At 61.4% G+C, this 12,596-nt stretch carries 12 protein-coding genes; 11 read left to right on the top strand and 1 reads right to left on the bottom strand.

Annotated elements, in window-relative coordinates; genetic code table 11:
- Positions 1 to 236: 236 nt before the first annotated feature.
- The 8 genes from CFE428DRAFT_RS34340 (at position 237) to CFE428DRAFT_RS23445 (ending at position 9,201) form a co-directional block, all read left to right on the top strand.
- Complete coding sequence (locus CFE428DRAFT_RS34340; RefSeq protein WP_006982155.1) at positions 237 to 1,121, top strand: phosphatidate cytidylyltransferase; 885 nt, start codon at positions 237 to 239, stop codon at positions 1,119 to 1,121.
- Entirely contained in the window at positions 1,118 to 2,311 is a 1,194-nt protein-coding gene (gene dxr, locus CFE428DRAFT_RS23475) for a 1-deoxy-D-xylulose-5-phosphate reductoisomerase (protein WP_006982154.1), read from the top strand. The genes CFE428DRAFT_RS34340 and dxr overlap by 4 nt, the downstream gene beginning before the upstream one ends.
- A gap of 82 nt (positions 2,312 to 2,393) precedes the next feature.
- Positions 2,394 to 4,103, top strand: a complete 1,710-nt coding sequence (locus tag CFE428DRAFT_RS34335) for a site-2 protease family protein (RefSeq protein ID WP_006982153.1) — start codon at positions 2,394 to 2,396, stop codon at positions 4,101 to 4,103.
- A 108-nt stretch (positions 4,104 to 4,211) separates the two neighbouring features.
- Positions 4,212 to 6,104 carry a (E)-4-hydroxy-3-methylbut-2-enyl-diphosphate synthase gene (ispG, locus tag CFE428DRAFT_RS23465; RefSeq protein WP_042725663.1) on the top strand — a complete coding sequence of 631 codons (1,893 nt, stop codon included), beginning with the start codon at positions 4,212 to 4,214 and terminating at the stop codon, positions 6,102 to 6,104.
- A gap of 175 nt (positions 6,105 to 6,279) precedes the next feature.
- Positions 6,280 to 6,630, top strand: coding sequence for an STAS domain-containing protein (locus CFE428DRAFT_RS37695; protein WP_006982151.1), 351 nt, complete (start codon positions 6,280 to 6,282; stop codon positions 6,628 to 6,630).
- Positions 6,627 to 7,364 carry an MlaE family ABC transporter permease gene (locus CFE428DRAFT_RS23455; protein WP_006982150.1) on the top strand — a complete coding sequence of 246 codons (738 nt, stop codon included), beginning with the start codon at positions 6,627 to 6,629 and terminating at the stop codon, positions 7,362 to 7,364. The genes CFE428DRAFT_RS37695 and CFE428DRAFT_RS23455 overlap by 4 nt, the downstream gene beginning before the upstream one ends.
- Positions 7,361 to 8,218: an ABC transporter ATP-binding protein gene (locus tag CFE428DRAFT_RS23450; RefSeq protein WP_006982149.1), complete on the top strand. Its 858-nt coding sequence runs from the start codon at positions 7,361 to 7,363 to the stop codon at positions 8,216 to 8,218. The genes CFE428DRAFT_RS23455 and CFE428DRAFT_RS23450 overlap by 4 nt, the downstream gene beginning before the upstream one ends.
- Positions 8,215 to 9,201: an MlaD family protein gene (locus CFE428DRAFT_RS23445; protein ID WP_006982148.1), complete on the top strand. Its 987-nt coding sequence runs from the start codon at positions 8,215 to 8,217 to the stop codon at positions 9,199 to 9,201. The genes CFE428DRAFT_RS23450 and CFE428DRAFT_RS23445 overlap by 4 nt, the downstream gene beginning before the upstream one ends.
- Before the next feature lie 151 nt (positions 9,202 to 9,352).
- Here CFE428DRAFT_RS23445 and CFE428DRAFT_RS23440 read toward each other — a convergent pair whose 3' ends face one another.
- Complete coding sequence (locus tag CFE428DRAFT_RS23440) at positions 9,353 to 9,706, bottom strand: cupin domain-containing protein (protein ID WP_006982147.1); 354 nt, start codon at positions 9,704 to 9,706, stop codon at positions 9,353 to 9,355.
- A gap of 195 nt (positions 9,707 to 9,901) precedes the next feature.
- Between CFE428DRAFT_RS23440 and CFE428DRAFT_RS23435 the strand changes: the two genes are divergently transcribed.
- The 3 genes from CFE428DRAFT_RS23435 to CFE428DRAFT_RS23425 all read left to right on the top strand — a co-directional run bounded on the left by CFE428DRAFT_RS23435 (position 9,902) and on the right by CFE428DRAFT_RS23425 (position 12,564).
- Complete coding sequence (locus CFE428DRAFT_RS23435) at positions 9,902 to 10,708, top strand: SDR family NAD(P)-dependent oxidoreductase (protein ID WP_006982146.1); 807 nt, start codon at positions 9,902 to 9,904, stop codon at positions 10,706 to 10,708.
- 92 nt (positions 10,709 to 10,800) lie between these two features.
- Positions 10,801 to 11,124: a TMEM14 family protein gene (locus tag CFE428DRAFT_RS23430; RefSeq protein WP_042725646.1), complete on the top strand. Its 324-nt coding sequence runs from the start codon at positions 10,801 to 10,803 to the stop codon at positions 11,122 to 11,124.
- A 12-nt stretch (positions 11,125 to 11,136) separates the two neighbouring features.
- The gene (locus CFE428DRAFT_RS23425) at positions 11,137 to 12,564 is read left to right on the top strand and encodes a glycoside hydrolase family 75 protein (RefSeq protein ID WP_006982144.1); all 1,428 of its coding nucleotides are present in this window, start codon (positions 11,137 to 11,139) and stop codon (positions 12,562 to 12,564) included.
- Positions 12,565 to 12,596 lie beyond the last annotated feature (32 nt).

Genomic DNA, 12,596 nt, shown 5'->3' with positions numbered 1-12,596 from the left:
GGGAGTTGTTGGCGGGGGGGGGGGATCGCGCGGCAGCGTATTCCAAAAGAAAGCTCCGCTGAGGATGATACCACGGGTAGGGCGCGCTCCCTGCTCAGACCCTGCGACGCCTCATTTTTGCGCCTTTTCGTGGCCCTCCGTCGCCTTAGAAAATCCACCCTCCTTCAGACCAAGCTTGCCAAGCAGGGAGCGCCTGCCGATTCTCCCCGCCCGGCACGCTGCCTGTGCCTTCCCACATGACGCCAAACAGCCTCGTTTTTCTTCGCCGCTTCGGCTCGACGGTGGTGCTTTGGACAGTCGCCCTGTGGATCATCCTTTCCGGGTACGAACTCGGCTTCGACTTCCTCATTGGCAGCCTCGCGATGGTCGGGCTGTGGGAATACTACACGATGCTCGATCACAAGAAGCTGCCGAACTTCAAGATCATCGGTCTGATCTGCGGCGGCATCTTCCTCATCGGGAGCTTCTACTACTTCAGCCAGATCGGACCGCTGCATTCCTACGACTTCGAGGTCGCCACGCTGCTCTTCTTTTTGCTCGTGGTCTTCGCCCGCCAGATGTTCCAGCGCACGCGCGACATTTCGCCGCTCGACACCATGGCGTATACGCTCTTCGGCCTCTTTTACGTCACCTGGATGTTCACTTTCGTGACGAAGATCGTTTACATCCTGCCACGCGATGCGGCCGGCCACGTCACCGGTCATTTTTACGTGCTATTTCTCATCCTGGTGACGAAATTCAGCGACATGGGCGCTTACGTCACCGGATCGCTCGTTGGCAAACACCTCATGGTCCCCCACATCTCCCCGAAGAAAACCTGGGAAGGGTTTGTGGGGGCGCTCGCCTTTTCCACCGGTGGTGCGTGCGCGATGGTGGCGTGGATGCCCAAACACACGCTCTCCTATTTCCACCAGCGGGATGCGATCTTCCTCGGCCTCGGTCTGGGCCTCGCCGCGATCATCGGCGACCTCGGTGAATCGATCATCAAGCGCAGCTGCGACGTGAAGGATTCGGGCCATCTCCTGCCGGGTATCGGTGGCGCGCTCGATCTCATCGACTCGATTCTTTTCACCGCGCCGCTCCTCTTCTTCTATCTGCGGTTCGTGCTCAACGTGTCATGAGAAAACGCCGTGTCGTCATTTTAGGAGCCACCGGCTCGATCGGCGAAAGCGCCCGGAAAGTCGCCCGCGACATCCCGGAGCGGATGGAAATCGTCGGCATGTCCGCGCATTCCAATGAGGAAAAGCTGCGCGCGGCCGGCCAGGAGTTCCCCGGAGCCAGACTCGCCATTTCCTCCGGCCCGGATGGAGTGGATCGCCTGGTCGAGCTGGCCACGATGCCCGAGGCCGATCTCGTGCTCATCGCCATCGTCGGCACCGGCGGCCTGCGTCCCGCGCTCGCCGCCATCGAGGCGGGCAAGGACATCGCCGTGGCCAGCAAGGAAATCCTCGTCATGGCCGGCGAAGCCGTCATGGGTGCGGCGAAACGCAAGGGCGTGAAAGTGCTGCCCGTGGACAGCGAGCACAACGCCATCTTCCAGTGCCTCGATGGGAGATCGCAGATCGGAGATGGGAGATCGGAGATGGAAGATCGGGTGAAAGAGGCTTCCCGAACTCCGAACTCCGAGCTCCGAACTTCGCGGTCGCTCTCGTCCGACGTGCGGCGCCTCATTCTCACCGCCAGCGGCGGCCCGTTCCGCAAGTGGCCGGTGGCCAGCCTCGCCGGGGTCACGCCCGATCAGGCGCTCAAGCACCCCACCTGGAACATGGGCGCGAAGATCACCATCGATTCCGCCACGCTCTTCAACAAGGGCCTGGAAATGATCGAGGCCCGCTGGCTTTTCGACGTGGAAATGGCCCGCGTCGAAGTGATCGTGCACCCGCAATCGATCGTCCATTCGATGGTCGAGTTCATCGATAGCTCCGTGCTCGCCCAGCTTTCGACCACGGACATGTGCTTCCCCATTCAATACGCCGTCACCTGGCCGGAACGCGTGCCGAATACTCTGAAATCCCTCGATTTCGCCAAGCTGGCCAAGCTGGAATTCGAAGCCCCACGGCTCGACGATTTCCCGGCCCTGAATCTCGCCCGCTGGGCCGGCGAGACCGGCGGCACCCTGCCCGCCGTGCTCAATGCCGCCAACGAGGTGGCGGTGGCTGCTTTCCTCCGAAAACACTGTGGCTTTACGGCCATCTGGCAGACTGTGGAACAAGTGATGCGCCAGCACCGTTCCATTGCAGGCGCGGACTTGGATGCTATCTTGGCAGCGGATGCTTGGGCGCGCTCCCGCGCGACTGAGCTTCTTTTTTGACCACGGAAAGCAGTGAAGCACGCCGAATGAACGCCCGTTTTCCAGACGTGTCCCTACTGCAGTCCGTGGTTTATTTTCCTCTATGATCATTCTCCATATCCTCAAAGTCGTTCGCATCATCATCGAGGTGTTGGTCATCTTTAACCTGATGATCATCGTGCATGAACTGGGGCACTTCCTGACGGCCCGCTGGCGGGGGCTGAAGATCGAGAAATTTGGTGTTTGGTTTGGCAAACCACTCTGGAAAAAGAAGGTCAATGGGGTGGAATACAGTCTCGGGTCCATTCCTTTCGGTGGTTTCGTCGCCCTGCCGCAGCTTGCCTCGATGGAAGGTTTCGAAGGCGAGTCAGAGACCCCGCAAGACCAGCTTCCGCCGATCTCCGCGTTGGATAAGATCATCGTGGCTTTTGCGGGACCACTCTTCAGCTTCTTGCTCGCGGTCACCTTTGCGATCATCGTTTGGCAGGCAGGCAGGCCGCTGAGCGAGGCTGAAAGCACGACGGTGATTGGTATTGTCGGTGAAGACATGCCCGCGCAAGCGGCTGGGCTGATGGTCGGCGACAAAATTATCGCCGTGGATGGTCATCCCGTGACCCGCTTCAATGGAATGTCCTCGGACAGCATCCAGTGGAGCATCGTCCGGAGCGAAAACAGCACCATCAATGTGGTCGTCGAGCGTGAGGAAAACGGCAAGACGGAGAAGAAGACCATCGCCGTCACGCCGGAGACTGCGCAAAAGGCCCACTGGTGGAACCGTTCGAATCTCCGCAGCATCGGCATCGGGCCGTCGACCAGCTCCGTCGTCGCGAAGGTGAAGCCGGATTCGGCCGGCGCCAAGGCCGGGCTGCAAAAGGACGACATCATCACCGCGATCAACGGCCAGAAACTCTACAGCCCGGATGGCATCTACGATTACATCAAGGATCATCCGGTCGGTCCTTTCCACCTGACTGTGGAACGGCCGGAAGGCCCGGCGGATGAGTCGATCGCCAAGCGGCCCCGGAAGAGCATGCCGCTGGACTTCGATCCGAAGGGCATACTCATCGTCGCCGTCGAAAAAGAAACGCCCGCCGCGGCGGCTGGCCTGCAAAAGGATGACGTCGTTTTGAGCGCGGATGGCAAGGAGATGAATTCGGTCTTCGAGTTCATCGACTACATCGGCGCGCATGCGGACAAGACCGTGGCCCTGCAGGTGCAGCGCGACGGCAAGGCGCAGGAGATCAAGGTTACGCCGCAAGTCCCGCTCGGTCTCCCGGACGGCATGAAGAAACTGGGCAAGATCGGCATTGTCCCGGACAACACCGACGGGGTGATGTTCGATAACATGGGCATTTCCAGCCTGGTCCATCCCAAGCCCCTCGAACAGGTGCGCCTCAGCTTCATGGCCATCGTCAATACACTCGATGGGGTAATCTCCCGCAAATCCAGTATCAGTGTGCAACACATGGGTGGGCCGGTGATGATGATGAACGCCTATTATCACATGCTTTCCAGTCCTGAAGGCATCCGGATGGCGATCTGGTTTAGTGTAGTACTCAACGTCAACCTCGCCCTCCTCAACCTGTTGCCGATTCCGCCTTTGGATGGCAGCCACATCACCCTGGCCATTTTGGAGGCTATCCGTCGCAAGCCCATGAACCCACGTATTTGGGAATACGTACAAGCGACCTTCACCGTGCTCATCGTCGGGTTCATGATTCTCATTCTGTTCTTCGACGTGCAGGATCTGCCATTCGTCGGCGGCAAACGCCCGACGCTGCATTTCCAGAAGGTCGGCGAAGAGGCGAAGTAACGGACGCGCTCGCGCGCGTTCCTCCGAGCCGGTAGCAGCGCCGTCTCGGGGTCGGGGTGCGCAGTTTCCTTGTTGGAAAAGCAGATTTGGGCCAAAGTGATCTTCCGCATGACCGAGTCCACTCATTCCAGCTACTGCCTGAATCCCTATCGCTATTCCCGCCGCGCGACGCGCGAGGTGCGCGCGGGGAATGTCGGCATCGGTGGGGCCAATCCCATCCGCGTGCAGTCGATGATCACCTGCGACACGATGGACACCGCAGCGTCGATTCAGCAGACGCTCGACCTCGTGGCGGTCGGTTGTGAGATCGTGCGCATCACCGCGCCGACGGTGAAGGACGCGGCCAATTTGCAGCACATCGTGGCCGGACTGCGCGCCCAGGGCTGCGAGGTGCCGATCGTCGCGGATATCCATTTCAAACCCGAGGCGGCGATGGAAGCGGCCAAGTGGGTGGAAAAAGTGCGCGTGAACCCGGGCAACTACGCGGACTCGAAGAAATTTGCGGTGAAGGAATACACCGACACCGAATACGCTGCGGAGCTCGACCGCATTCGCGAACGCTTCAGCCCGCTGGTCCAGTTTTGCAAGGAGCATGGCCGCGCCATGCGCATCGGCACGAATCACGGCTCGCTCAGCGATCGCATCATGAACCGCTACGGCGACTCACCGCTGGGCATGGTGGAGAGCGCGCTGGAGTTTGCTCGCATCGCCCGCGAACTCGACTATCACGCGTTCGTCTTCTCGATGAAGGCGAGCAATCCGAAGGTGATGATCGAAGCGTATCGACTGTTGGTCGCGCGCCTCGATGAATTGGGGAACGCCGAGGGAGAAATGCGGAATGTGGAAGGCGGAATGCCGAATAAGGGAGGTGGTGCGGAGCCGAGTCCGAATTCCGAATTCCGAACTCCGCATTCCTGGTCCTATCCCATCCATCTCGGCGTGACCGAAGCGGGCGATGGCGAGGACGGTCGCATCAAGTCGGCCATCGGCATCGGCTCGCTGCTCAACGATGGCATCGGCGATACCATTCGCGTTTCGCTCACCGAGGATAGCGTACACGAGATTCCCGTGGCGCAGGCCATGGTCGCGCCGTTCAATGCGCGCGGGGCAGGAGAGGGGCCGGAGTTCCCCGATGTGCCGCTTTCCTACGATCCGTTTTCCTATCACCGTCGCGAGACCGCGCGAGTGGAGGTCAATGGCATCGCCCTCGGTGGCGAAGAGACCATGCGCGTCTTCACCTCGCAGGAGAAATGGGATGCGCTCGCGCACAAGATTGATCGGCTCGGCGATTACAAGCCGGAGCTCGTGCTGGAGAAATCCGGAGTAGTTGCGGTCGACCCGCTCGATGAATCTGCCGTGGCGAAGGTCAATGCTTCCCAGGATCCCGTCGTCGTGACGATTGCGGATGGCCTCGATGTGCCGGTCATCGCTGCCTATCGCCTGCTCGCCGCGCGTCTCGAGGAGCGGCACCCCATTTTGCTGAAGGACACACTCGCCCCGAGTGCCGACCCGAATGCGCCTTTCCTCGACACGCTGCTCACCGCCGCGAAGCGCATCGGCTCGCTGCTCTGCGATGGCATCGGCGACGCCGTGCTTGTGCAGGGCGAACACGCGCCGGGCCAATCCCTGCGCCTCGCTTACAACATCCTGCAAGCCGCCGGGTCGCGCATCTTCAAGACCGATTACGTCGCCTGCCCGAGCTGCGGCCGCACTCTTTTCAACCTGCAGACCACGACCGCGCGCATCAAGGCCGCGACCTCGCACCTCAAGGGCGTGAAGATCGCCATCATGGGCTGCATCGTGAATGGCCCGGGCGAAATGGCTGACGCGGATTTCGGTTACGTCGGGGGCGCGCCCGGCAAGGTGAACCTCTACGTGGGAAAGAAGCCGGTGAAGTTCAACATCCCCGAAGTCGAGGCGGTCGACCGGCTGCAAGATCTCATCCGCGAACACGGCAAGTGGGTCGACCCCGCGCCCGCCGCGGAGCCGGCTCAGGTTTAGGCGGAAGTACACGGAGGGACGCGCTCCCCGCGCGTTCCCACTCTTCCTTCCGCCTAACCCGTGAAATAGGGAACGCGCAGGAGCGCATCCCTCCGACCGATCCCACTCCAACCGTCAGAATCGTCAGATTCACCTTTCGCCTCTTCCTGCGCACTGCTAACCCTAACTGCTTCACATGCGAACTCGCGAACATTCGGACCAAGGCGTGCAAGTTCTGGCCATCGATGGTGAGATCGACCTCGCGTGTTCGCCCGACTTGCGGACGCTCCTCCACGCCTACGCCAAAAAGAAGTCGCCGGCGCTGTTGCTCGATTTCCAGGGCGTGACCTACGTCGATTCCTCCGGGCTCGCCACGCTCATCGAGTACGTCCGCCTGGCGCAACCTTTCGGCGGCAAATTCGGCCTCGCCCATGTGAGCGAGCGCGTGCGGACCATTTTCGACCTCGTGCGACTCAGCGAGTTCTTCCCGATTTATCCGACGCTCGCCGAGGCGCGCGCCGCTCTGCTCGCTGCGCCCGGCGTGTGAAAGACTACCTCGCGCTGAACGGCCAGATCCTTTACTGGACGCTTCTGGCGCCATGGCGCGGTCAATTTTTCAAGATCGGCGAGGTCTTTCACCAGATGGTCCTCATCGGCGTGCGTGCGCTGCCGATGGCCTCGCTCACCTCGTTCAGTATCGGGCTCACCCTGGCCATGCAGGCCGCGGGACAGCTCCGCAAAATGGGCGCGTCGCAGTTCGTGCCGGACCTGGTCATCCTCTCGCTGTTGCGCGAGTTGGGGCCGCTGCTCGTGGCGGTCGTCGTCATCGGGCGCAGTGGCTCAGCCGTTACCGCGGAGCTTGGCACGATGCGGGTCTCCGAGGAAATCGAGGCGCTGGAGGTGATGGCGATCAATCCCATTCGCTTTCTCATCGTGCCGCGGTTTCTCGCCATGATGATCATGCTTCCGGTGCTGACCATCTTTGGCAGCTACGTGGGCATGGTCGGTGGCTGGTCGATCTGCCACTTCGCCCTCGACTACAGCACCGCGTCTTACATCCTGCACTCCTTCGAACGCGCGCGGCCGTGGGATCTTTATTCCGGGCTCATCAAGAGCGTGGTCTTTGCCTGGATCATCATCACCATCGCCTGCCATATGGGCTTGCGTGTGGAAGGCGGCGCTGAGGGCGTGGGGCAGGCGACCACGGGCTCGGTGGTCTGGTCGCTGCTCATCATGCTCATCGCCAATGCCACCCTGACCGCCCTGTTTTTCTTCGCATGAGTGCGCCGCGCGACGATCCCGCACCGGTCATCGAAGTCACGGATCTCGTCCGCGATTTTCACGGCCGCAAGGTGCTCAATGGCGTCTCCTTCAAGGTAATGAGGGGCGACACGATGATCATCATGGGCGGTTCGGGTTGCGGCAAATCCACGCTGCTCCGCCACATCATCGGTGCGATGAAACCGACCAGTGGTTCGATCAAGCTTTTCGGCCAGGAAATCACCGGGTTGAAAGAAGCGGAACTGGCGCGCATTCGCCGCCGCTTCGGTGTGCTCTTTCAAAGCGGCGCACTGCTGCAATCGATGACCGTCGGTGAAAACGTGGCGCTGCCCATTCTCGAGCACGGGAAGCTCGACCCGAGCATCGTCGACCTCATGGTGAAGATGAAGCTGGAGATGGTCGGCCTCACCGGATTCGAGCATCTGAAGCCCGCGGAAATCAGCGGCGGAATGAAAAAACGCGTCGGCCTCGCGCGGGCGCTGGCGCTCGATCCCGAACTGCTCTTCAGCGATGAGCCGACGGCCGGCCTCGATCCGATCATGACCAGCGTGGTCGATATCCTCACCCAGGAGATGACGCGTAAGCTCGGCGTCACCGCCGTGGTCGTGACGCACGACATGACCAGCGCGTTTCGCATCGGCACGAAGATGATCATGCTCGGCACCGGGCCGAATCAGGGGAAGATCATTGCCGCGGGCACGCCGGAGGAAATGCGCGCGAACCCGCACGGCGAAGTGCAGCAATTCATCAAGGGCGAACCCGATGGCCCCGTGCCGTTGCGGCTCTCCAAGGGCGACTATGTCGAGCGGTTGCTCGGCCATCCCGGATACACCCGCACCAGCTACTCCGCATGAAAAAGAATCTCTCCGACTACATCGTCGCGCTGGTGGTCATCCTCTGCAGCCTCGTCCTGCTCGGGGCCCTGACCTACGCGCTCTCCGGGCGGCACGGCAAAAGTTCGGATCGCACGTTGGAGATCGATTATCCGGATGTGACGGGTATCAAGTTGCACTCCCAGGTCCGCTACGCGGGGGCGGACGCCGGCACGGTGACGAATATCCGCCTGCTCACCTTCGCCGAGCGCGAGGCTGCGGAGACCGAGGAGCAAAAGAAGAATGCCGTGCGTGTCACCATTACATTGCTCAAGGACGTGCCGCCGATTCCTTCCGACGTGCGCGCTTCGCTGGCGGCTGAGACATTGCTCAGTGAAAAGTTCGTCGCTCTTTCCGCGGGGACGCCCACGGCGCCGAAGCTGGCCAATGGCGCGATTCTGCAAGGTCATTCCGGTGGCGGACTGGATGGTCTGTTTGAGGCGGTCGGCCCGCTTGCGGAAAGTCTCCCTCACCTGCTCGCCACGGCGGAGGATCTGCTCAAGAGCATGAATCCGCTGCTCACGAAAACCGGCGACGCCGTCGATTCCGTGAAAGTCGCCGTCAACGATATCGGCCCGCGCGCGAGCAAGCTTTTGGATGGCTTGAAAGTGACCTCCGATTCCGCCGACGTGGCCGTGAAGCGTCTCGACAAAATGATCGCCGACGCCGACGGCCCGCTCAAAGGCGACCTTGAGGAGTTGAAAACCTCGATGGTCAAAATCCAAGGCACGCTGAATTCCGCGAACCTGCTCCTCACCCACACCGACAAGAATCTCGACGCCCGTCTGCAGGAACTTGCCGTCGTCTTTCAAAACCTGAAAGTCGTCTCCACGCACGCCAAAGCTGTAACCCAGGCCCTCGGCGAAAAGCCCAGCCGCCTCATCTTCAGCGGCAAACCGCAGAAACTGACCAGCGAAGAGGAGATTTTGCGAAGCAACAAGCCGGTGCCAGCGGTGAAGCCGTAGGGGGAAAGTTGATAGTGGATGGTTGAGAGTTGAGAGCCGCGACCGGTAGTTCCGTGGCTTTCGACCCAGCCGTGCGGAATCCCGTTCTCTTGGGTCGGAATTTTCCGCAGTCGAGTGCGTGGCTCTCAACTCTCAACCCTCAACTATCAACTCATTCAAAGTACGTATCCTCATGTGCATAAGCCGGCGCGCAGCAGCACAGAAACCGCAACGTCTCCCGCGCCACGATCGTGTGCCACGCCCCCGGCGGAATGAGGATCGCATCTCCCGGCCCGACGGTGCGCTTCTCGCCATTGATCTCCATCTCGCCGTTCCCTTCGAGGATGAAGTAAAACTCCTCGGACAGCTTGTGGTAATGCCGCTGCGTCGCTCCACCTGCCGGCACTTGGGCTTCGGCGAGACTTTGGTTCTGCACCGGCGCGTTGGCGCGATCGAGAATACTGCGAATCGTCGAGCCATCCTTGGTCGTGAAAGGCGGCTGGGTGCGGAGATTGAGGACCGTCATGCGTGCAGTGTCATCGCGCCCATCACCGTCCTGACAAGCCGAAAGCGTCCTGTGGCCGGGATCACTGAACATGATGGGTGAGGGCGTAGTGCGCATTCCCACCCAGTAGCGGCGTCTGCACTGGGTTCACTGCGGCCGGCTACCGCTCCCACTTGTCACTTGCCACGCGCATCTTTCCAGCATCCACTCCCGCGCATGAATTTCTTCCATGGCTGCACGGCGCTCATTACGGGGGCTTCCTCGGGGCTCGGCGCGGAATTCGCACGTCAGCTTGCACCGCATGCGCGTTCGCTCATTCTCGTCGCGCGGCGGCTGGAGCGGCTGGAGGCACTCAAGGAAGAACTCGATCGCCCCGGCCTCACCATTCACTGCCATGCGGCCGACGTGGCGGATGAAGTGCAGATCGAGGCGCTCCTCGCCGCTCTCGCGGCCAGCGGCGAACGCGTGAGCCTGCTGATCAACAATGCGGGGCTCGGCGATCACGGCTTTTTTGAGGACAGCGACTGGGAGCGCGTCGAGGCAATGCTCGACGTCAACATCAAGGCGCTCACCCGATTGACCCACGCGATCCTGCCTGACCTCGTCCGCGCCGGCCGCGGAGCGATTCTCAACGTGAGCTCCATCGCCAGCCTGTTGCCGCTGCCGAAGATGGCGGTCTACGCGGCGAGCAAGGCCTACGTCACCAGCTTTTCCGAGGGTCTGCGCGGCGAGTTGCGCGGCACCGGCGTCTCCGTGACTGCGCTGTGCCCCGGGCCGGTGAACACCGAGTTCTTCAACATCGCGGAGCGTGCGCAATCTCGCGAAAGCATGCCTGCGCCCGAGCTCTTCAAGGTGCCCGCCACCGAAGTCGTTGCCGCCGCGCTGGATGCCGTCGAGCGCGATCGCGCCCGCGTCATTCCCGGCTGGCTGGTGTGCATCATCATGACCATCGCCTCGCTGGTCCCGATCTTCGTCCTGCGCCTCTTCATCGCCCAACGGCGAAAGGAGAAGGCAGAGGGATAAAACGACAAAACATCTAATCGAGGAAAATCGCCCGCACCACGCTTGCGCCATTGGGTGTTGGATGTTGGATGTTTTCCCCTTATCAACGTCCCATGCTCGATCCGACCCGCCTCTTCTACTACCTCTTCGGCCTCCTCACGCTCATTGGTGGGATCCAGGCATTCGTCTCCGTTAAGAGCAAGCCTTCGCTCATTGCCGGTGGCATCTCCGGCATCCTTTTGCTCGTGGCGGGCTGGCTGCTCCAGTCGGGCCAGATCATGCCGGGCTTGATTCTCGGCCTTATCATTTGTCTCGGTTTGGCCGGGCGTTTCCTACCGAAATTTTTCAAGGGCGGTGGTTGGTGGCCGGCTGGTGTCGAAGGCTGGCTCGGCCTCATCGGGTTGGTGCTCTCGGTCATGGCGTTGGTGAAGAAATAACCGAAATCGGGCGTGAGGGTTCCTCGCATCGCACAATTCACCGGGCTCGGCCTGGCGACGTTTGTCCTGCTCACGGCCTGCCCACGGCCTCCAGAGCCGCAGTCCACTCCGCCTCCAGTAACGCCGCGCTCGCCCACGCCGACACCGCAGCCCACGCCTCCGACGCCGACCCCGCCGCCCTACGTGCCGAACAAAAAGCTGGAGGTCGGCAAGATCTTCAACGGCATGCAGTACAAGGTCACGCTCGAGACCGACCACGGCACGACCGCGACGCGCGACCGCAATGAACCCGGCAGCTACACCGCCGAGGTCACGGTGAAGGTGAAGGTGCCGAAGCCGCATCACGATCTCGAAGAGATCAAACGTCTCAACGAATCGCTCCCGGAAATTCTGCCCGGCCTGCCCGCTTTGCTCGACACCGCGAAAGTCTCGCCCGGTTTCGACAATCTCTACCGGCTGAAAGTGGCGTCCCTGCAGGCCAGCCTCATGCGCCTGGATAATCTGCTCACGCGTCACAATTTTTTCGACTGCGAGACGATCCTCGAGTTGCGCGACGCGAAGACGAGCCGCCGCGCGCTCTTGATCCAGGCGGATATGGATGTCGACACCGATGGTTCCGATCCCGATCGCGTGCCTGAGGTGGACGGCGCGTCGCCGACCTTCCAGCCTTTCACCAGTTATCGCTGGGCGCGCAAGACCACGAACCCCAGCTCGTTCGTCGCTCCGCGCGAGCTGAAGATCAAAAATTACGAATCGCAAATCTCCGCCGGTGTCGGCCTGGCATCGCGGCTGCGACAGGAGATCGCCGATCTGCGAACCGAGGTGTCCGATCTCAAAAAATACAGTTTCCTCATCGGCGCGGATGATCCCTTCATCGTCCTGCCCGAATCGCTCTTCGGGAAAAGCAAGGGAGCATTCGCGCCGGCGATCGGCGACTATTGTGTCGTGGCCTATCAAAAGACGCTCTATCCCGCGATCGTCGGCGACGCGGGTCCGCGCAACCTCATCGGCGAGGCGTCGCTGCGCGTTTGCAAGGAGGTCAATGCGAAGTCGACTTCGGAGAATCGCCCGGTCAGCGATTTGAAGGTGACCTACATCGTCTTTCCGGGCACCGCGGAAAAATACGACGCGCCGAATCTCGACCACTGGTACGAGCGTTGTGAGAAGCTGCTGAACGAAATTGGCGGACACAACGGGACGTTGTTCAAGTGGGAGGACCTGACCAAACCCAAGCTGCCACTCGCGACGCCCACACCGAGCACTCCGGCTCCGGGCACGCCAGCCCCCTCGACGCCCGCGCCTGGTACCCCGGCTGCCAGTCCGACCCCGACCGCTGCGCCGAAAAGCAGTCCGTCACCTGGCACGCCGAAAGCGAGTCCGGCGCTGACTACGCCGGCCCCCACGACTCCGATTCTACCGACGCCCAAGCCCGTGCCGTAGTCATCGGGAACGGTGAAGAGACGCTTGCGTTT

Origin of the sequence: Chthoniobacter flavus Ellin428 (genome assembly GCF_000173075.1) — a bacterium.
GTDB classification, from domain to species: Bacteria; Verrucomicrobiota; Verrucomicrobiia; order Chthoniobacterales; family Chthoniobacteraceae; genus Chthoniobacter; species Chthoniobacter flavus.
The sequence above is the reverse complement of the archived record's forward strand: the minus strand, read 5'-3'. Positions and strand labels throughout refer to the sequence as shown.